This is a genomic window from Bradyrhizobium sp. AC87j1, assembly GCF_002936975.1.
GTDB lineage: Bacteria > Pseudomonadota > Alphaproteobacteria > Rhizobiales > Xanthobacteraceae > Bradyrhizobium > Bradyrhizobium shewense.
In genome coordinates this window covers 59,390-78,298 of sequence record NZ_PTFE01000009.1, presented here as the reverse complement: position 1 = coordinate 78,298, position 18,909 = coordinate 59,390, and the positions used below count along the sequence as shown (strand labels likewise).

19 protein-coding genes are annotated in these 18,909 nt (G+C 64.1%); 13 read left to right on the top strand and 6 right to left on the bottom strand.

All coding sequences use genetic code 11. The features are described from left to right. Nucleotides 1–168: 168 nt before the first annotated feature. Nucleotides 169–1,032: an acyl-CoA thioesterase II gene (gene tesB / locus CV770_RS08025; protein ID WP_104461932.1), complete on the top strand. Its 864-nt coding sequence runs from the start codon at nt 169–171 to the stop codon at nt 1,030–1,032. On the opposite strand, the gene CV770_RS08020 is transcribed toward tesB, so the two are convergent. Genes CV770_RS08020 through CV770_RS08015 form a run of 3 tightly spaced genes read right to left on the bottom strand, consistent with a single transcriptional unit; the run spans nt 1,029 to nt 2,830 of the window. Continuing rightward, nucleotides 1,029–1,745 carry a hypothetical protein gene (locus tag CV770_RS08020; RefSeq protein WP_349627970.1) on the bottom strand — a complete coding sequence of 239 codons (717 nt, stop codon included), beginning with the start codon at nt 1,743–1,745 and terminating at the stop codon, nt 1,029–1,031. The two genes, tesB and CV770_RS08020, sit on opposite strands and share 4 nt — an antisense overlap. Before the next feature lie 15 nt (nt 1,746–1,760). Continuing rightward, complete coding sequence (locus tag CV770_RS44025; protein ID WP_349627969.1) at nt 1,761–1,898, bottom strand: DUF4339 domain-containing protein; 138 nt, start codon at nt 1,896–1,898, stop codon at nt 1,761–1,763. Nucleotides 1,899–1,930: 32 nt separating this feature from the next. Beyond that, on the bottom strand, nt 1,931–2,830 hold the full coding sequence (locus CV770_RS08015) for a DUF4339 domain-containing protein (protein WP_104461931.1): 900 nt from the start codon (nt 2,828–2,830) through the stop codon (nt 1,931–1,933). Between the two features lie 236 nt (nt 2,831–3,066). Between CV770_RS08015 and CV770_RS08010 the strand changes: the two genes are divergently transcribed. The 9 genes from CV770_RS08010 (at nt 3,067) to xth (ending at nt 13,432) form a co-directional block, all read left to right on the top strand. After that, the gene (locus CV770_RS08010) at nt 3,067–3,405 is read left to right on the top strand and encodes a P-II family nitrogen regulator (protein WP_018323564.1); all 339 of its coding nucleotides are present in this window, start codon (nt 3,067–3,069) and stop codon (nt 3,403–3,405) included. A gap of 128 nt (nt 3,406–3,533) precedes the next feature. Beyond that, on the top strand, nt 3,534–4,835 hold the full coding sequence (locus CV770_RS08005) for an ammonium transporter (protein ID WP_104461930.1): 1,302 nt from the start codon (nt 3,534–3,536) through the stop codon (nt 4,833–4,835). A 310-nt stretch (nt 4,836–5,145) separates the two neighbouring features. After that, nucleotides 5,146–5,484: a P-II family nitrogen regulator gene (locus CV770_RS08000; RefSeq protein WP_008142813.1), complete on the top strand. Its 339-nt coding sequence runs from the start codon at nt 5,146–5,148 to the stop codon at nt 5,482–5,484. A 38-nt stretch (nt 5,485–5,522) separates the two neighbouring features. Continuing rightward, nucleotides 5,523–6,971, top strand: coding sequence for an ammonium transporter (locus CV770_RS07995; protein ID WP_104461929.1), 1,449 nt, complete (start codon nt 5,523–5,525; stop codon nt 6,969–6,971). Between the two features lie 203 nt (nt 6,972–7,174). Further along, nucleotides 7,175–7,579: a GFA family protein gene (locus CV770_RS07990; RefSeq protein ID WP_104461969.1), complete on the top strand. Its 405-nt coding sequence runs from the start codon at nt 7,175–7,177 to the stop codon at nt 7,577–7,579. Nucleotides 7,580–7,854: 275 nt separating this feature from the next. Next, on the top strand, nt 7,855–9,069 hold the full coding sequence (locus CV770_RS07985) for an aminotransferase class I/II-fold pyridoxal phosphate-dependent enzyme (protein WP_091965374.1): 1,215 nt from the start codon (nt 7,855–7,857) through the stop codon (nt 9,067–9,069). A 9-nt stretch (nt 9,070–9,078) separates the two neighbouring features. Beyond that, nucleotides 9,079–11,556, top strand: a complete 2,478-nt coding sequence (locus tag CV770_RS07980) for a DNA translocase FtsK (RefSeq protein WP_091965373.1) — start codon at nt 9,079–9,081, stop codon at nt 11,554–11,556. A gap of 151 nt (nt 11,557–11,707) precedes the next feature. Next, nucleotides 11,708–12,463, top strand: coding sequence for an outer membrane lipoprotein carrier protein LolA (locus CV770_RS07975; RefSeq protein ID WP_104461968.1), 756 nt, complete (start codon nt 11,708–11,710; stop codon nt 12,461–12,463). Between the two features lie 153 nt (nt 12,464–12,616). Further along, complete coding sequence (xth, locus tag CV770_RS07970) at nt 12,617–13,432, top strand: exodeoxyribonuclease III (RefSeq protein WP_104461928.1); 816 nt, start codon at nt 12,617–12,619, stop codon at nt 13,430–13,432. Nucleotides 13,433–13,462: 30 nt separating this feature from the next. On the opposite strand, the gene CV770_RS07965 is transcribed toward xth, so the two are convergent. Continuing rightward, nucleotides 13,463–13,906 (bottom strand): cyclic nucleotide-binding domain-containing protein, encoded by a 444-nt coding sequence (locus tag CV770_RS07965; protein ID WP_018323556.1) that lies wholly within the window; start codon nt 13,904–13,906, stop codon nt 13,463–13,465. A gap of 58 nt (nt 13,907–13,964) precedes the next feature. Beyond that, entirely contained in the window at nt 13,965–14,651 is a 687-nt protein-coding gene (locus tag CV770_RS07960) for a response regulator transcription factor (protein ID WP_007598630.1), read from the bottom strand. Nucleotides 14,652–14,854: 203 nt separating this feature from the next. Here CV770_RS07960 and CV770_RS07955 point away from each other — a divergent pair, with 203 nt between their 5' ends. Then, the gene (locus tag CV770_RS07955; protein WP_201759746.1) at nt 14,855–15,424 is read left to right on the top strand and encodes a L,D-transpeptidase family protein; all 570 of its coding nucleotides are present in this window, start codon (nt 14,855–14,857) and stop codon (nt 15,422–15,424) included. 6 nt (nt 15,425–15,430) lie between these two features. Then, nucleotides 15,431–16,216, top strand: coding sequence for a 2-keto-4-pentenoate hydratase (locus CV770_RS07950; RefSeq protein WP_091965369.1), 786 nt, complete (start codon nt 15,431–15,433; stop codon nt 16,214–16,216). 156 nt (nt 16,217–16,372) lie between these two features. Here the strand turns inward: CV770_RS07950 and CV770_RS07945 are convergent, their stop codons facing one another. Further along, the gene (locus CV770_RS07945) at nt 16,373–17,062 is read right to left on the bottom strand and encodes a YggS family pyridoxal phosphate-dependent enzyme (RefSeq protein ID WP_028139366.1); all 690 of its coding nucleotides are present in this window, start codon (nt 17,060–17,062) and stop codon (nt 16,373–16,375) included. A 108-nt stretch (nt 17,063–17,170) separates the two neighbouring features. On the opposite strand from CV770_RS07945, the gene CV770_RS07940 reads away from it, so the two are divergent. After that, nucleotides 17,171–18,868, top strand: a complete 1,698-nt coding sequence (locus tag CV770_RS07940) for a diguanylate cyclase domain-containing protein (RefSeq protein WP_091965368.1) — start codon at nt 17,171–17,173, stop codon at nt 18,866–18,868. The last annotated feature ends 41 nt before the right edge of the window (nt 18,869–18,909 follow it).

Here is an 18,909-nt window from a genome sequence, read left to right as displayed (position 1 = left end):
GTCTTGCTAGCAGACTTGAGGTGGGCGAAACAGTGCGGTGAAACAAGGGCGCTCCTGTCATTCCGGGGCGCGCAAAGCGCGAACCCGGAATCCAGAGGTTATCTGGGGGAGATTCCGGGTTCGATGCTGCGCATCGCCCCGGAATGACGACAATGCGAAAGCACCATCATGTCCAAAAGCCTGATCGACCTCATTTCGATCCTCGACCTCGAGCAGCTCGAGGTGAATCTGTTCCGCGGCAACAGCCCGAAGACCAGCTGGCAGCGGGTGTTCGGCGGCCAGGTGATCGGGCAGGCGATGGTCGCGGCCTGCCGCACGGTCGAGGGCCGGCTGCCGCATTCGCTGCATTGCTATTTCGTCCTGCCGGGCGATCCGCAGATCCCGATCATCTACCAGGTCGAACGCCTGCGCGACGGCAAGAGCTATTCGACCCGCCGCGTCACCGCGATCCAGCACGGCAACGCGATCTTCTCGATCATGGTGTCGTTCCACGCCGAAGAGGAGAGTGCGTTCGACCATCAGGACAAGATGCCCGACGTGCCACCGCCGGAGAAGCTCACGGCGGAGGAGCTGGCAAAGCAGCCGATGTTCAAGGAGATGCCAGAGTTCATCCGCCGCTACTATGAATCCGATCGTCCGATCGAGCTGCGCCCGGTCGAGCTCGGTCGCTATTTCGGCCAGAAGATCGACGACGGTCGTATTCACGTCTGGATCAAGACCGCCGCGAAGCTGCCCGATGATCCAGCGCTGCACATGTGCGCGCTCGCCTACGCCTCGGACTTCTCGCTGCTGGATGCGATCATGGCACGCTATGGCCGCACGCTGTTCGACAAGCGCATGATGCCGGCCAGCCTCGATCACGCGATGTGGTTTCACCGCCCGTTCCGCGCCGACGAATGGCTGCTCTACGCGCAGGATTCGCCGAGCGCGCGCGGCGGCCGCGGCTTGACCCGCGGCTCGATCTTCAAGCCGGACGGTACGCTGGTCGCCTCTGTCGCGCAGGAAGGCTCGGTGCGCGAACGGAAGTCCTAGGCATTGGCGGCAGTGCTGCGCTCAATGAGCACGAATTGCGTCGTGCCCCAGGTAAAATACCAGCGCAGCAGCCACGGGATCGGAATGATGAAGAGACAGCCGAGGCAAAACGCAACTGTGCGCCAAAGCAGATCAAGACCGGTGGCGGTGAAGACCATCTCGCGGCGCGTCCCGCTGACGTGGCGGCAAATCCACCGCGTCCACGCGGCCATGACCCAGGCCCAGCCGATGATCGTGAAGACCGCGAGGAACGTCAGGATCTGCCAGCCGACGAAGCCCCAGACGCTGCCTGTGAACGTCATCCGCATCGGCTGACCGTTCGAGCTGATATTGGCGACCACCCAGCGAATGAGCACCCAGGATAAAACGGCCTGAACTAGCACTCCGAAAATCTGGAGGAGGCTGTCGATATAGCCCAGACAGCCCGCCAATCCCATCGCGATGAAGACGTACCAGATGTCTCCGACCTGTCCGGTGAAGGCGAGGTTCGGCCGCTGCGGAACGTGCATGCGCGGAAACAGCCAGCGATAATATCCTGTCCCGGTCCAGGGCGACGGGATCACCAGCAGACTGCCGATCATCACCAGGATCCACCATCCCGTGAACGACCAGACCGGCAGGTCCACCGATAGCGGACCGCCGCTGTCGATGCCCGGACTTCCACCGACCGGCAATGACGGCGGCGCTGCGGCGCCGGGGATGAGGCCCGGCACCTCGCCGGCTTTCTGCTAGCCCGCCATCCCTTCCGCCCAGACCAGCGTATCGGCGCGCACGATGCCCTGGGCGATGAGGTCGCGAAACTGCGGCTCGGGAAACGGCCCCTTCTGCTGGCCGCCCGACGCGTGAAACCAGATGCGGTTCGACATCTTGTCCGTTCGCTACAAGCGGCCAGCAGCCGTCACATGGCCGCCTGCGACCCGCGCGGCGCAAGAACGGTCTCCGATGCAAACCAGTTCATGATCCAGCGATACACCCACGGAATCGGGATGATGAGGCTGCACAGGATCGCGGCGACGATGCCGCGCCAGAGGATGCCGAGACCACTGCCCTTGAAGACGATCTCGCGCCGCGTGCCTTCGATGCTGCGGCAGAACCAGCGCATCTGGGCTGCGGCAACCCAGGCCCAACCGACGATGGTGATGATGGAGATCCCGAACAGCAGGCTCCAGCCGATATAGGCCCAGATCGAACCCGTGAAGCTCAAGCCCAGCGGCTGCTCGTTGGAGGCGAGGTTCGCGACCATCCATTTGATCAGGAGCCAGTAGAGGACGATCTGGACGATGAACAGCAGATTGCTCAGCAACTGGCTGCCGATGAAGGCGAGCGCTATGGCGAGAACGATAAAGCCGAAATACCACGGCACCAGCGTCATCGCACTGCCGGTGAAGCTGAGGTTCGGCCGCCCCGGGACCTTCACGCAGGACACGATCCATTTCGTGTACCAGACGAACGCCCACGGCGCCGGAATGACGAAGATCATTCCGATCATCAGGACGATGCTGCGCCAGGTGAACTCGAGGACGCCGAAATCGACCGCCAGCGATCCCGCCACTCCGCCTCCGCCGCCGGCATAGCCACCGGAGCCCATCATCGGCGGGCCGCCCGCCGGGATCATCGGCGGCGCGCCGCCACCCCCGACCAGGCCGGAGATTTCGGCGGCCTTCTGCCAGCCGGCCATGCCCTCGGACCATACCAGCGTATCCGGACGCACGACGCCCTGGGCGACGAGATCGCGGAATTGCCCTTCCGGAAAGGGGCCCTGCTGCTTGCCCTCGGATGCGTAGAACCAACTCGCCATGAAGCGTCCCCTCAAAATACTTATGTACCGCTTGGCAGGCGCGGGTTCACCGCATCCATGCCAAAAATGCATTGTGAAGGATGAACGGATGCCCTGTACAGAGGCGGCCGTTCATAAGCTCAAACGTTTTTCCGCTTCAGTCTGCAACTTTTTTATGCCATTTGCCCGGAAAGATGCCAGATTGACGCTGCGCCGGGGACATACGGCGCGGCGCATCCCGAAGAATAGGCCTGACCATGAAACTCGTCGTCGCGATCATCAAACCCTTCAAGCTCGATGAGGTCCGCCAGGCCCTGACGGCAATCGGCGTCCACGGCATGACCGTGACCGAGGTGAAGGGTTATGGCCGGCAGAAGGGCCACACCGAGATCTATCGCGGCGCCGAATATGTCGTGAACTTCCTGCCGAAGCTGCGCATCGAGATCGCGGTCGCCTCCGACGTCGCCGACAAGGCGGTCGCCGTGATCACCTCGACCGCGCGCACCGGGCAGATCGGCGACGGCAAGATCTTCGTCACGCCGATCGACCACGCGCTGCGCATCCGCACCGGCGAAACCGACAGCGACGCGCTCTAGATTTGTTTTGACGCGTTTTCCTCACGCGATCCGGTATCCGCTTCGCTTGAAAACGCTTTGATCTTCTTCGATCGCACCGGGCAACGACGCCACAATGTGCGACGCCAATTGATGCCGGGGGGAACGACATGGCGGGATATTTGCGCCGCGCAGCTGCCATGGCTGCGCCGATCGGATTTGCGCTGGTCATGGCCGCGCCGGCGCAAGCGGCGGCCTCCGAGATCAACACCGCTGACACCGCCTGGATGATCGTCGCCACCGCGCTGGTGCTGATGATGACGATCCCGGGACTCGCGCTGTTCTATTCCGGCATGGTGCGCAAGAAGAACGTGCTCGCCACCATGGCGCAGAGCCTCGCCGCGGTGACTTTGATCTCCATTCTCTGGGTCGCGTTCGGCTATTCGCTGTGCTTCGTCGGCGACGGCCCGTGGATCGGCACGCTCGACCGCTGGTTTCTCGCCGGCATGACCATGGACAGCGTCAACCCGGCCGCGAAGACCATCCCGGAATCGCTGTTCATGCTGTACCAGATGACCTTTGCCATCATCACGGTGGCGCTGGTCGCGGGCTCGGTCGCCGACCGGATGCGGTTCTCCGCCTATCTCCTGTTCTCCGTCGCCTGGTTCATCTTCGTCTACATTCCGCTGGCGCATTGGGTGTGGGGCGGCGGCTTCCTCAACAGCATGGGCGTGCTGGATTTCGCCGGCGGCCTTGTCGTGCATCTGTCGGCCGGCACCGCCGGCCTCGTCGCCGCCAAGGTGATGGGGCGCCGTCACGGCTACGGCACCGAAAATCTCTCGCCGTTCGATCTTTCGCTCGCGGTGATGGGCACCGGCCTGTTGTGGGTCGGCTGGTTCGGCTTCAACGGCGGCTCGGCGGGTGCGGCCAATTCACGCGCGGTGATGGCGATCATCGCGACCCATCTTGCCGCCTGCTCCGGCGCGTTGACCTGGGGCGCGATTGAATGGTCGACAAGGCGCAAGCCCTCCGTGCTCGGCATGATCTCCGGCGCGGTGGCCGGCCTCGGCACCATCACGCCGGCCTCCGGATTCGTCGCGCCCTGGCACGGCATCGTCATCGGCATCATTGCGGGTGCGGTCTGCTATTGGGCCTGCACCTGGCTGAAGCACCGCTTCAACTATGACGATTCGCTCGATGTGTTCGGCGTCCATGGCATCGGCGGCCTGACCGGGACCCTGCTCGCCGGCGTGTTCGCGACCAGCGCCATCGGCGGCACCGCCGGCCTGCTGGAGGGCCACCCGCAGCAACTCCTGATCCAGTTTTATGGCGTCGCCGTCACCTTCGTCTGGTCGGCCGGCGTGAGCTTCATCCTGCTCAAGCTGGTCGGCCTGTTCGTGCCCTTGCGCGTATCCCGTGAGCACGAGCTTGAGGGGCTGGATATTTCGCAGCACGGCGAAGCCCTGCAATAAGCGGCGACGCTACTTAATTACCTCTACACTGCCCGACGCATGAGCAATATTGTGTCGGCAGCCTGTCATGCTCGCATTTTGAGCAGGCATGACCACGTTTTGGGCGCGACGGAATAGCGCACTGCACCGCAATACGCGTTCATCGCGAAAACACCCGTTTTCATAGCCCGTTAGGCAACGCGCCCGATCTGGCACGGCATTTGATTCTAAGGGTCCAGGCTGTGCCCGCGTAGTGAACTTTCTCCCTCGTGGCGAACCAGTCGAGAACGCCCGGCCACGTCCGGACCGGGCCCAAGCGGGGATAGGACCCATGAAAATTGTTATGGCGATTATCAAGCCATTCAAGCTGGAAGAAGTCCGTGACGCCCTGACCGCCATCGGCGTTCACGGTCTCACGGTGACGGAAGTCAAGGGATATGGCCGCCAGAAGGGCCATACGGAAATCTATCGCGGCGCCGAATATGCCGTGAGCTTCCTGCCCAAGATCAAGATCGAGGTCGCTGTCGCCTCCGACCAGGTCGACAAGACCATCGACGCCATCACGTCCGCCGCGAAAACCGGACAGATCGGCGACGGCAAGATCTTCGTCATCAACCTCGACCACGCGGTGCGCATCCGCACCGGCGAGGCCGATGCCGCGGCCCTTTGATTTCGCGCTCAACCTTTATCCAATCAGGAGTGAATAATATGACGTTCAAGCGTCCCTATGGCGCGGGATTGGCGGCTCTCGCAGTCGGCCTGTTCGCTGCGACCGCAGCCTACGCCGAGCCAACGGTCAACAAGGGAGACAACGCCTGGATGCTGACATCGACAGTGCTGGTGCTGTTGATGACGATCCCCGGCCTCGCGCTGTTCTACGGCGGTCTCGTCCGCTCCAAGAACATGCTCTCCGTCCTGATGCAGGTGTTCTACACCGTCTGCGTCGTCACCGTGATCTGGGCCGTGTACGGCTACAGCCTCACCTTCACCGGCGGTTCCGACTTCATCGGCGGCTTCTCCAAGGCCTTCATGATGGGCGTCACCACCGATACGAAGGCCGCGACCTTCTCGGTCGACGCCAACATCTCGGAGCTCATCTATGTGTGCTTCCAGATGACCTTCGCGGCGATCACGCCCGCCCTCATCGTCGGCGCCTTCGCCGAGCGCATGAAGTTCTCGGCGATCGCCCTGTTCATCCCGCTCTGGGTCACGCTGATCTACTTCCCGATCGCGCACATGGTCTGGTACTGGCAGGGTCCGGACCTGATCCAGGATGCGGCCAAGGCGCTCGCTGCTGCCACTGATGCGGCCGCGAAGACCGCGGCGCAGGCCAAGCTCGACGAGCTCAACGCCGACGCCGGCTGGATCTTCAAGAAGGGCGCGATCGACTTCGCGGGCGGCACCGTGGTGCACATCAACGCCGGCATCGCAGGCCTCATCGGCGCTCTCCTGATCGGCAAGCGCGTCGGCTACGGCAAGGAGCTGATGGCCCCGCACTCGCTGACAATGTCGATGATCGGCGCCTCGCTGCTCTGGGTCGGCTGGTTCGGCTTCAACGCCGGCTCCAACCTGGAAGCCAACGGCGGTGCTGCGCTCGCCATGACCAACTCCTTCGTCGCCACCGCAGCCGCCGCGCTGTCGTGGATGTTCGCGGAGTGGATCATCAAGGGTCACCCGTCGGTGCTCGGCGTCATCTCCGGCGCTGTCGCGGGCCTCGTGGCGGTCACCCCTGCGGCCGGCTACTCCGGCGTCATGGGCGCGATCGTCCTCGGCCTTATCGTCGGCGTGGTCTGCCTGTTCTTCTGCACCGTCGTGAAGAACGCGCTCGGCTACGATGACAGCCTCGACGTGTTCGGCGTGCACTGCGTCGGCGGCATCGTCGGCGCCATCGGCACCGGCATTCTCGTCAACCCCGCCCTCGGTGGCGCTGGCGTCATGGACTACACCGCGATCCCGCCGAAGGTCGGCGACTACGACTTCGCGGCGCAGATGATGTCCCAGATCTGGGGCGTCGGCACCACGCTGGTGTGGTCGGGCATCGGTTCAGCGATCCTCTACAAGGTCGTCGACGTGATCGTTGGTCTGCGGACCAATGTCGAGAGCGAGCGTGAAGGCCTCGACATCACCGAGCACACCGAGCGCGCCTACAACATGTAAGTCTCCTCCCGGACGTGGTCTCCTCGGAGACCACGTCCAGAACTACGGTTCGGGCACATACCCGGCAATGCCCTGACCGTTGAGGGGCTCCAGCGCAAGCTGGAGCCCCTTTCTTTTTGCCTCGCATGCCGAAGAAAAAGATTGCCATTCCGCCGCGCCGGCGCAGAAATATCGACCTCAAAAACAACAAACGGGAGGTCGTCATGCGTTTGGAAGGCGGATGCTATTGCGGTGAAGTGCGCTATGTGGCCGAGGGCGATCCGATGATGCAGGCCCAGTGTCATTGCCGCGAGTGCCAGTACATCTCGGGCGGCGCGCCCAACACCTTCATCGCTATGCCGGCGGCGGGCTTCAGCTACATCACCGGCCAGCCCAAGCAGTTCACGCGCAAGGACCTCGAACGCGCCGTCACGCGCGAGTTCTGCGCCGAATGCGGCACCCATCTGGTGACCAAGGTTCCGGGACTGCCGGCCGCGATCCTCAAGGTCGGCACGCTGGACGAACCAAAGCAGTTCCATCCGCAGATGGCGATCTACACCTGCGACATGCAGGACTTTCATGCGATCCCGGCGGGGATGAAGACATTCGAGAGGCTGCCGGGGCACTAGCCGCTTGATTTCGCGGGCGCTCGTCATGCCCGGGCTTCTCCCGGGCATCCACGTTCTTGGACGCGAAAGAAACCGTGGATGGCCGGGACAAGCCCGACCAAGGCTCCCGGAGTGCCACGCATCCCGTTGTTATCCGGCCCCAATATTCCTGCTCTGGACGGAGGCGGCGGCCGATGGTTAATCGCGTCTTAACCTCGCCCTATCTATGGTGAACTGAACCGCTTCCCGCCGGGGCCTTCGCGCGACCGGCTGTTCCGAGAGTGCTGGCGCCCAGAATGGTCATGACCGCTTCATCCCGTGCGCCACAGGCCAGTGGAAGCTCCGATACCGGACGCTCGCCCTTCGTCCGGCTGAACGAGCTGCTGGCGCCGCATCAACCCGGCAAGCCCTTGATTTCGCTCGCGGTCGGCGAGCCCCAGCATCCCGTGCCTGATTTCGTCGGCCCGGTGCTGGCCAAGCACATCGCCGATTTCGGCCGCTATCCCATGAACCAGGGCACCGAGCCGTTCCGCCAAGCCGCAAGCACCTGGCTATCGTCGCGCTTCAAGCTGCCGCGACCACTCGATCCCAAAAGCGAGATTCTCGTCCTCAATGGCAGCCGCGAGGGCCTGTTCCTCGCCGCGATCGCGGCCGTCCGTTATGTCGGCCCACGCCCCGGCAAACCCGCGATCCTGATGCCGAACCCGTTCTATCCGGTCTATGGCGCCGGCGCGGGTGCCGCAGCTTGCGAGCCGGTCTATCTGCCGACCACCGTCGAGAACGGCTTCCTGCCTGACCTCGATGCCATCGACGAGGCGACGCTGGCACGCACGGTGGCGTTCTATCTGGCCTCGCCCGCAAATCCGCAGGGCTCGGTCGCCTCGCGTGACTACTTCACGCGCCTGAAGAGCCTCGCCGATCGATACGGCTTCATGATCCTCAGCGACGAGTGCTATTCGGAGATCTACACCCGCGAAGCACCGGGCAGTGCGCTTGAATGCGCCGGCCCCGATTTCACCCGCGTGGCTGCGTTCCAGTCACTGTCGAAGCGCTCAAATCTTCCGGGCCTGCGCGTCGGCTTCGCCGCCGGCGACAAGAAGTTCATCGGCATGTTCCTGGAGCTGCGCAACATCGCAGCGCCGCAGGTGCCGGTGCCGCTCCAGCATGTCGCGACCTTTGCCTATGGCGACGAGGCGCATGTCGAGGAGAATCGCCGGCTCTACCGGATCAAGTTCGATCTCGCCGACCAGATCATCGGCAATCGTTACGGCTATCGCCGGCCTGATGCCGGCTTCTGCGTCTGGCTCAACACGTCCGAGATCGGCGACGACGTGTCGGTGACGCTGAAACTCTTCAAGGAAGCAGGCGTGCGCGTGGTGCCCGGCAGTTTTTTAGCGCGGCAACAACCCGACGGCTTCAATCCTGGCGCAGGCTACATTCGCCTGGCGCTGGTGCAGGATGGCGAGACCACGGCGCAGGCGTTGCACCGGCTGGTCGAGACTCTGGGTTAGGCGGGGCCCATGAGCATGTCGGCAATCGAACGTGTCATTCCACTGGTCGGCCATCTGCCGCCCTCGATCCGCGAGGGACTGGCGCGGCGCGTGCGCGAGCTCACCGGCTTCGGCCTGATCGCGTTGTCGGGCGTTGCCTCGGCAGCGCTGATGACCTGGTCGGTGCAGGACCCCAGCCTGAGCCACGCGACCTCGCGGCCGATCCGCAACATTCTCGGTTATGCCGGCGCGATCGGCGCCGACCTTGCGATGCAGATCCTCGGGCTCGGCGCCATCATGCTGGTCCTGACCGTCGCGGTCTGGGGCTGGCGCATGATGACCCACCGCCCGTTCGACCGCGAGGCGCTGCGGCTCGGCTCCTGGATTCTCTGCACGGTGATCGCGGCAGGCTTCGTCAGCTGCTGGCCGCATGGCGGCGCATGGCCGCTGCCGACCGGCCTCGGCGGCGTGGTCGGCGATGCGCTCGTGCGCGCGCCCGCAGTGATTTTCGGGCCGGCCGGCACGATCTATCGCGTGGTGCTGGGCACGATCCTGTTCGCCGCGATGGCCGCGACCTTCCTGATCGCATGCGGCCTTGGCGCCCGCGAGCACGACGATGAGCTCTCGGAGATCGAGGACGACGACAAGCCGCTCGACGAGGGCGAGGAGAACGATCGGGGCTCGGTGTCGCTGGGCTGGCTGTTCCATGCGCTGATGAGCACGAAGGCGCGGCTGATCTGGCTGTGTGGCGCCGCTTACCGCTCGCTCGTCTCGAGCGGCCCGAAGACCAAGGCCGTCGCGTTCAGCCGCCAGGAGCCGAATCTGGGCGGCGGCCGCGCCGCCCCCTCGATCTCGCCGCAGTCCGAGGACGAGGACTACGAGGATCAGCACGAGGAAGAGGAAGAAAACGAGGAGGAAGAGGAGGAGCCCGCCGCGCGCGCCCCGCGCAAGAAGGCTGCCCCGAAGGCTGCTGCCAAGAAATCCTCCGACAAGTTCGAGCTTCCGTCCGTCTCCGTGCTGGCCGCGCCGAAGGCCGGCGATCGCCAGCCGCTCAGCAAGGCCGAGCTGGAAGCCAATTCGCGTTCACTCGAAGGCGTGCTGCAGGACTTTGGCGTGCGCGGCGAAATCGTGAAGGCCAATCCGGGCCCCGTGGTCACGCTGTACGAGCTGGAGCCGGCGCCCGGCATCAAATCTTCGCGCGTGATCGGACTTGCCGACGACATCGCCCGCTCGATGAGCGCGCTGTCGGCGCGCGTCGCCGTCGTGCCCGGCCGCAACGCCATCGGCATCGAGCTGCCGAACGCGCACCGCGAAAAGGTCTATCTGCGCGAGCTGCTGATCGCCAAGGAAGCCACCGAGACAGTGGCGAAGCTGCCGCTCTGTCTCGGCAAGACCATCGGCGGCGACCCCGTCATCATCGACCTCGCGCGCACGCCGCACATGCTGATCGCCGGCACCACCGGCTCCGGCAAATCGGTCGCCATCAACACCATGATCCTCAGCCTGGTCTACCGGCTGCGCCCGGACCAGTGCCGCCTGATCATGGTCGATCCGAAGATGCTCGAACTCTCCGTCTATGACGGCATTCCCCATCTGCTCACGCCCGTCGTGACCGACCCGAAGAAGGCGGTGGTCGCGCTGAAATGGGCCGTGCGCGAGATGGAAGAGCGCTACAAGAACATGGCCAAGCTCGGTGTGCGCAACATCGACGGCTACAACACGCGCCTGCTCGAATTGAAGGCCAAGGGCGAAGAGCCGACGCGCACGGTTCACACCGGCTTCGACAAGGAGACCGGCAAGGCGATCTACGAGGAAGAGAAGCTCTCGCTCGACCCGCTGCCCTACATCGTCATCATCGTCGACGAAATGGCCGACCTGATGATGGTCGCCGGCAAGGACATCGAAGGCGCAGTGCAGCGCCTCGCGCAGATGGCGCGCGCCGCCGGCCTGCACGTGATCCTCGCGACGCAGCGTCCGTCGGTCGACGTCATCACCGGCACCATCAAGGCGAACTTCCCGACCCGCATCGCCTTCCAGGTGACGTCCAAGATCGACAGCCGCACCATCCTGGGCGAGATGGGCGCCGAGCAGCTGCTCGGCCAGGGCGACATGCTCTACATGGCCGGCGGCGGCCGCATCAGCCGCGTGCACGGACCTTTCGCCTCCGACGACGAAGTCGAGAAGGTGGTGCGTCACCTCAAGACGCAGGGCCAGCCGGAATATCTCGAGGCCGTCACGGCCGAAGAGCCCACCGAGGACGAGGACGGTGCGGTGTTCGACGCCACCGGCATGGGCGGCGATGGTGGCGGCGACCTCTTCCAGCAGGCCGTTGCGATCGTCAAACGCGACCGCAAGGCCTCGACCAGCTACATCCAGCGCCGCCTGCAGATCGGCTATAACCGCGCCGCATCCTTGATGGAGCGCATGGAACTGGAAGGCATCGTCGGACCCGCCAACCACGCCGGCAAGCGCGAGATTCTGGTCGAGGAAGAAGACAGCCATATGTGAGGCAGCCGCCTCCAGACATCATTTCACGCGAAATCGTTATCTGCTTTTGCCCGAAATCACGCTAAAAGACGCCCAGCCACCTTAGGACGACGCGTTGATCAGACATCCGGACATTCGATTCGCTGCCACCATCGCTGCGCGAAGCGCGCGCGTGGCCGGCGTGCTTCTCGTCACCGCCGCGATGGTGACCGCATCGTCATTCGCTCAGACCGTGCCCGTGCCGAAACCCGCGCCGAAGGGCCGCGATGGCGGTCCGGCCGCCGGCGGGCCCGCAGTCACCGGCGCGACGCAGACGCCGCCGAATCCGGTGATCCCGGATCCGCGCCGCAACGTGCCGAGCAGCATCTTCCAGACCTTCGATGCCAACCAGAAGGCGCAGGCGGCCAAGGTCAGTGCCTATCTGTCGTCGCTGTCGACGCTGGTCGGGAATTTCGTCCAGGTCGGCCCCGACGGCAGCAAGACGCAAGGCGATTTCTACATCCAGAAACCTGGCAAGGTGCGCTTCGAATATGACGCGCCGAGCCCGATCGACATCGTCGCAGACGGATCCTCGCTCGTGGTGCGCGACCGCAAGCTCGCGACTCAGGACGTCTATCCGCTGTCGCAGACGCCGCTGCGTTTCCTGCTGTCGGATCGTATCGACCTGATGAAGGACACCAATGTCGTTGGCGTCTCAGCCGACGACGTCTTCGTCAGCGTCACCATCGAGGAGAAGCAGGCACTGGTCGGCACCAGCCGCCTGCTGCTGATGTTCGGCGCCAAGGACGGCCAGTTGAAGCAGTGGACCGTCACCGATCCGCAGGGCTACGACACCACGATCGCGGTCTACAATCTGGACTCGAGCAAGAAGCTCGATCCCGGCATGTTCAAGATCGATTTCACCAATTACGGCCCGGCACCGGGATAGGTCTCGTCGGGTGGGTTAGCGCAGCGTAACCCACCACTTCTGCTACCGCGGTGAAAGACCGTGGTGGGTTACGCCTTCGGCTAACCCACCCGACGAGAGCGCGCTGTGGACAAGCATTTTCCCCGCACTAATCCGTGCTAAGACGCATCCCCCATGCGTTTTTCCCTGACTACCTGGAACATCAATTCGGTGCGGCTACGCATCGATCTGGTCGCGAAATTCCTCAAGAGCGCGCGGCCAGACGTGCTGTGCCTGCAGGAGACCAAGTGCATCGACGATGCCTTTCCGCTGAAGCGCTTCAAGCGGCTCGGCTATGAGCACGTCGCGCTGAACGGGCAGAAGGGCTATCACGGCGTTGCCATCGTCTCGAAGATTCCGTTCGAATCGACCGACATCCGCACCTTCTGCGACAAGGTGGATTCGCGTCACATCTCCGTATCGTTCGGCGAGAAGGCCAATATCGCAAAGCCGCTGGTCGTGCATAATTTCTACGTGCCCGCCGGCGGCGACATTCCCGATCCCGCGCTGAACGAGAAGTTCGACCACAAGCTTCGCTTCCTCGACGAGATGAAGGCGTGCGAGCCGCTGCATCCGCGCGGCGAGGATCGCCACATCCTGGTCGGCGATCTCAACGTCGCCCCGCACGAGAACGACGTGTGGTCGCACAAGCAGCTTCTGAAGGTGGTCTCGCACACGCCGATCGAAACCGAAAAGCTGCAGGCCGCGCTGGCCGCCGGCGAATGGGTCGACGTCGCCCGCGAGCGGATTCCGATGTCGGAGAAAGTCTACACCTGGTGGAGCTATCGCTCCGCCGACTGGACCGTCGGCGATCGCGGCCGCCGGCTCGACCACATCTGGGTCTCGCGCGCGTTGAAGGATGCGGTCAGCGATTTCAGGATCCTGCGCGATGCGCGGAGCTGGGAGCGGCCGTCGGACCACGTGCCTGTCACGGTGACGCTGGAGGTGTGAGGTCCGTAGCCCGGATGGGGCGACAACCTCTCACGACGTCAGCTTCGCGCCCGCCATCAGGATATCGCTGGCAATCTGGCTCGAGCGGACCGCGAATTCGTCGCGCAGGCGAACCGCGGCGGCGGGGTCGCTTTCGAGCACGCGCTGGAACAGGCTGCGTGCGACGCGGATGACGGAGGAATGCTCCAGCGCGATCGCGCTTGACGGCCGCTTCATCGGCACCACCAGCGCGAGCTCGCCGATCAACGCGCCGGGACCTGCGATCATCTCGGCGCCGGCGCCGTCATCGACCCGGAAGGCGCCGCGCTGGACCACGAAGCCGGCATCGGCGTCGTCGCCGAGATTGAACAGGGTATCGCCGCGGACGAAGTTACGCTGCTCGGAGCCGATCGCCAGCATGCGCAACGAGGCGTCTCCCAACAGGCGCAATGTCGGGACACGCTCGAGAAGCGCTACGTCGTCGTCGATTGACATTCAGATCCGAGGCTCAAAGGCATGCGATCTAAAACGATTCGCACGCCCTTCAAGCGTATCACGGCACCAGCTTGTAGCCACCGGCTTCCGTGACCAGGATTTCCGGGTTGGCGGCATCCTTCTCGATCTTCTGGCGGAGGCGGTAGATGTGGGTTTCCAGCGTGTGGGTGGTGACGCCGGAATTATAGCCCCAGACCTCCTGGAGCAGGGTCTCGCGCGAGACCGGCATCTGGCCGGCGCGGTAGAGGAAGCGGAGGATGGCGGTCTCCTTCTCCGTCAGCCGCACCTTGCGCGCATTGGCGGCGGTGAGCATCTTGGAGCCGGGCCGGAAGGAGTAGGGGCCGACCGAGAACACTGCGTCCTCGCTGGCCTCGTGCTGGCGCAGCTGGGCGCGGATGCGGGCCAGCAGGACCGCGAAACGAAAGGGCTTTGCCACATAGTCGTTGGCGCCGGATTCAAGCCCCAAAATCGTATCGGAATCGGTGTCGTGCCCGGTCAGCATGATGATCGGGGCCTTGAAGCCGCCCTTGCGCAGGGAGCGGACCACTTCGCGGCCGTCGGTGTCGGGCAGGCCAACGTCCATGAGGACGAGATCGGGGGCATTGGCCTTGGCGGCACTCGCGCCTTTGGCGCCTGTATCGACCGCGGAGGCTTCGAATTCCTCGTGTAGTGATAATTGCTCCACCAACGTGTCGCGCAGATCGGTATCGTCATCCACGATCAGGATCTTGCGGGCATTGGCCATAGGGGGTCATCCTTTTGGGGTCCGGCTCGGCGCGCATCCATGCTGCACCCAGCCGTGAGGGGAAGTTTAGGGGTCGCCGTTATTATTGTTGTTCGTGTTGAAGTAGTGGGCTGTTACCGATTCACAAGCCGGAAGCACTCTAACTCAGAATAGCAGGCCGGTTTGATGAATGTCCTGTAATGAATTCGACATTGCACGTTCACATGAAAAATAGAGCAGCTTCAGTCGGTTACACCAAGAATGGAAGCGCCGGACCGCTCTCCGCCATCCGCGTTAAGCCTGCGGCCGGGAATCCGCGCCGAGGCTGGCTGACGGCGGGATCGCTGACCATACCGGTTGCGCTGGGGCGGGGCGGCATCCTGGCCAACAAGCGCGAGGGCGACGGCGGCACACCCAGAGGCAGCTTCCGCCCAAGGCGCTTGTGGTGGCGGGGCGACCGGCACAGCCGTCCGCAGAGCTTCCTGCCGACCCGGATCATCACCGGAGAGGACGCCTGGTGCGAGGACCCCAGTGATCGCCATTACAACCAGGGAATCCGGCTCAACGAAGGGCAGGGCGGCGACCGGCTCAAGCGGGCCGACCATCTCTATGACTTCATCATCGAAATCGACCACAACACGCGACCGCGGGTCGCCGGCCGCGGCAGCGCGGTATTCTTGCACCTGGCCCGCGACAATTTCGGCCCGACCGCGGGCTGCGTCTCCATGACGAAATCTGCGATGCTGCAATTGCTGCGGCGATTGGGGCCACGAACAAAAATCATCATCGGGTGAGGATGCATGCTCGACAGGGATCAGATCGCGGCCGCCTCGCGCGTGCTCGTTCAACATTGGCGCGACGGCACCAAGCTTGAGGTGCTGGAGCCGCGGTTGCGGCCACAGAGCCGCACGGAGGGCTACGCCATCCAGGCCGGGCTCGAAACACTGTCGCGCGGGACATTGTTCGGCTGGAAGATCGCGGCCACGAGCGTATCAGGACAGAAGCACATCAATGTCACGGGACCGCTGGCCGGTCGCATCATGAGCGACACCGTGATCGCTGATGGCGGCACCGCGTCGATGAAGGGCAACGAGATGCGCGTTGGCGAACCTGAATTCGCCTTCCGCATGGGACGCGATCTGGTGCCGCGTGCAACGCCCTACAGCGTCGATGAGGTGCTCGCCGCCGTCGACACCTTCCATCCTGCGATCGAGATTCCCGATTCCCGCTTTGCCGATTTCGCCAGAGCGGGCGAGGCGCAGCTGATCGCCGACAATGCCTGCGCGCATCTGTTCGTGCTGGGCGCGGCGACGACTGCGAACTGGCGTGCGATGGATCTCGTCGAGGAGCGGCCCCAGATCACGCTGCGCGGCGAGCGCTATGTCGGCCACGGCAAGAACGTGCTCGGCGATCCCCGCGCTGCGCTCGCCTGGCTTGCCAATGAGCTGCGCGGGCTTGGACTGACCTTGCGGGCAGGGGAGGTGGTGACCACGGGTACGTGTCATCCACCGCTGCCGATCGAAGCCGGCGATCACTTCGCGGCGGACTTTGGTGTGTTGGGGAAAGTGTCGGTGGGGTTTGTGTAAGTAGCCTCATGGTCGTCCCTGCGAACGCAGGGATCCATAGCCCCAGGGAGAAGTTTGGCGAGGATTGGGAGTTACCTGAGTTTCGCCGGTACGAAGCCCACCTATCAATCGGAGATCACGCGGTATGGGTCCCTGCGTTCGCAGGGACGACAACAACTACCTATGCCCAAAGATCGCGCTGCCCACGCGGACATGGGTGGCACCCAGCATGATGGCATTGGCGAAATCCGCGCTCATGCCCATCGAGAGATTGGTCAATCCATTACGCGCGGCGATCTTGGCGGTCAGCGCGAAATGCGCCGCCGGCGGCTCGTCGACCGGCGGGATGCACATCAATCCGGAGATCGTCAGCCCATAGGTGTCGCGGCAACTGGCCAGGAAGGCGTCGGCCTCGCCGGGGGCGATGCCGGCCTTCTGTGGCTCCTCGCCGGTGTTGATCTGGACGAAGAGTTGCGGGTGCTTGTTCTGGGATTCGATTTCCTTGGCTAACGCCTGGCAAATGCTCGGACGGTCGACCGAATGGATCGCATCGAACAGCGCGACCGCCTCTTTGGCCTTGTTGGATTGCAGCGGTCCGATCAGATGCAGCGCGATGCCCGAGTAAACAGACGTTAACGCAGGCCACTTGCCTTTGGCCTCCTGCACCCGATTCTCGCCGAATACGCGCTGTCCGGCGTCGATAACCGGGGTAATTGCATCCGCGGCGAAAGTCTTGGACACCGCGATCAGCGTCACGGAGGCGCGATCGCGTCGCGCATCCTTGCAGGCACGGGCGATTTCGGCTTCGACCGCGGCGAGCGCGTTTGGTGAATGGCCGGTTACCGGCGCGGCGTTGGCTTCTGTCATGACGTCGCTTGGCTGTGATCCTGACCGAGGTAAGTCCAATTTTACCGAGTTCAAGAAAGAGTTTTTGAACCCTTCGCTTTACCTTGGCCGACGGGGTGGGTAGCGAAGATGGCAAGAATCAGTCTCAACCGCAAACGAGCGAAACTCAAGCAGGTTCTCGGAATCCGGGCGCGGCTTGCATTGCTCGCGGTGATTCTGGTGGCGCCCTTGATGCTCGAGCGCATCCGTTCGCTCGAAGACACCCGCACCCGGCAGATCGCGCAGGCCACGGTTGAATTCACCACCGTCGCGCGACACAGCGCCGATGCGCAGCGTGAGGTGATCTCGTCGGTCGAGACCATCCTGAAATCGGAGGCCTTCATTCGCGCCTCCGCCGGCGGCGTCAGCAAGAGCTGCGACGTGCTGCGCGCGAGCCTGCCGTCGAACCTGCCCTGGATCCGCACACTTTTGATCGCGGGCGCAGACGGGCGCATCCAGTGCGCGACGAACAACATGTATGTCGGCCTCGACCTGAGCGACCGGCCCTACTTTCAGCAGGCCCAAACGAGCGGCCGCTTCGTGCTGAGCGATTTCATCCTGTCGCGGCCGATAGCAGCACCGACGGTGATGGCGGCTTATCCCGTATCGGCCTTCAGCGGCGTATCCGATGCCGTCGTCCTCGCCACGGTCAATCTCGACTGGATGTCGAAGGTCATGAGCAATCTGGGCGGCCGCGCCGGCATCACCGCCGTGCTGGTCGACAGCGCAGGCACCGTGCTGGCCGCTCCGGCCGATCAGCACAGCGCAGTCGGCCGTCCGCTCGACAACATGCCGCTGATGTCGGCGATCGCCGACAGGGCGCTGCGTTCCGACCAGGATGAAGGCTCACTGTCTTTCCTCGCCGCCGACGGCTCGCGCCGCGCGGTCAGCTACATCCGCATCTCCGGCACCAACGCCCGCCTGATCGCCAGCATCGACGAAGACAAGGTGTCCGCAGCGGTCAACCGCGACATCCGCACCGCCTATCTCCAGCTCGCTTTCGTCGTGGTGTTCGTCCTGCTCGGCGCGCTGATCGCCGCCGAAAAGCTCGTCATCAAGCCGATCGAGATGCTCGTCGACATGGCCAAGCGTCTCGGCGAGGGCGATCTGTCGGCCCGCGCGGCGCGCAATCGCCTGCCGGCCGAGTTCGTGCCGCTCGCCCGCGCGTTCAACGCGATGGCGGCACAGCTGAGCCAGCGCGAGCGCGAGCTGATCGCGAGCAACGACCGGCTGACGGTGATGGCCTCGATCGACATGCTGTCAGGGCTCGCCAACCGTCGCGGCTTCCAGAGCCGGCTCGACTTCGAGTGGATGCGCGCGCAGCAATATGGCAGCGACCTCGCGCTGCTGATGATCGACGTCGACCATTTCAAGCTGTTCAACGACACCTATGGCCATCTCGAAGGCGATTCCTGCCTGACGAGGCTCGGCGAGTCGCTGTCCGGCATCGCCGCCGACACGATGGGCTTTGCGGCACGCTATGGCGGCGAGGAGTTCTGCCTGCTGCTGCCGAACACCGATGTGAACCGCGCCGTGGAAATCGGCGAGCTGGCCCGCGCGGCCGTGCTGAAGCTGTGCCTGCCGCACATCACCTCAGCCCACATGATCGTCACCGTCTCGATCGGCGTTGCCGCGACGAAGCCGAACGAGGCCTTGCGTCCCGGCGACCTGATCGAAGCCGCCGACGCCGCGCTCTACGCCGCAAAACACCGCGGCCGCAACAATGTCGTCGAGCACGGCGTGCAGGCAATCGAGACCGGCGCCACCGAAATGATGATGGCGGGCTGATCGTCAGTCAAGACCAACGTCGTCGTCTCCACGCCCCGCAA

Bases quoted from the DNA above. Each gene is read 5' to 3' on its own strand.
- CV770_RS08005 (WP_104461930.1), top strand. From the start codon at position 3,534: ATGGCGGGATATTTGCGCCGCGCAGCTGCCATGGCTGCGCCGATCGGA.
- CV770_RS07990 (WP_104461969.1), top strand. From the start codon at position 7,175: ATGCGTTTGGAAGGCGGATGCTATTGCGGTGAAGTGCGCTATGTGGCC.
- CV770_RS44025 (WP_349627969.1), bottom strand. From the start codon at position 1,898: ATGTCGAACCGCATCTGGTTTCACGCGTCGGGCGGCCAGCAGAAGGGG.
- CV770_RS07955 (WP_201759746.1), top strand. From the start codon at position 14,855: ATGAAAAATAGAGCAGCTTCAGTCGGTTACACCAAGAATGGAAGCGCC.
- CV770_RS08000 (WP_008142813.1), top strand. From the start codon at position 5,146: ATGAAAATTGTTATGGCGATTATCAAGCCATTCAAGCTGGAAGAAGTC.
- CV770_RS07985 (WP_091965374.1), top strand. From the start codon at position 7,855: ATGGTCATGACCGCTTCATCCCGTGCGCCACAGGCCAGTGGAAGCTCC.
- CV770_RS07945 (WP_028139366.1), bottom strand. From the start codon at position 17,062: ATGACAGAAGCCAACGCCGCGCCGGTAACCGGCCATTCACCAAACGCG.
- CV770_RS07980 (WP_091965373.1), top strand. From the start codon at position 9,079: ATGAGCATGTCGGCAATCGAACGTGTCATTCCACTGGTCGGCCATCTG.
- tesB (WP_104461932.1), top strand. From the start codon at position 169: ATGTCCAAAAGCCTGATCGACCTCATTTCGATCCTCGACCTCGAGCAG.
- CV770_RS08010 (WP_018323564.1), top strand. From the start codon at position 3,067: ATGAAACTCGTCGTCGCGATCATCAAACCCTTCAAGCTCGATGAGGTC.
- CV770_RS08015 (WP_104461931.1), bottom strand. From the start codon at position 2,830: ATGGCGAGTTGGTTCTACGCATCCGAGGGCAAGCAGCAGGGCCCCTTT.
- CV770_RS07940 (WP_091965368.1), top strand. From the start codon at position 17,171: ATGGCAAGAATCAGTCTCAACCGCAAACGAGCGAAACTCAAGCAGGTT.
- CV770_RS07960 (WP_007598630.1), bottom strand. From the start codon at position 14,651: ATGGCCAATGCCCGCAAGATCCTGATCGTGGATGACGATACCGATCTG.
- CV770_RS07965 (WP_018323556.1), bottom strand. From the start codon at position 13,906: ATGTCAATCGACGACGACGTAGCGCTTCTCGAGCGTGTCCCGACATTG.
- CV770_RS07995 (WP_104461929.1), top strand. From the start codon at position 5,523: ATGACGTTCAAGCGTCCCTATGGCGCGGGATTGGCGGCTCTCGCAGTC.
- CV770_RS07950 (WP_091965369.1), top strand. From the start codon at position 15,431: ATGCTCGACAGGGATCAGATCGCGGCCGCCTCGCGCGTGCTCGTTCAA.
- xth (WP_104461928.1), top strand. From the start codon at position 12,617: ATGCGTTTTTCCCTGACTACCTGGAACATCAATTCGGTGCGGCTACGC.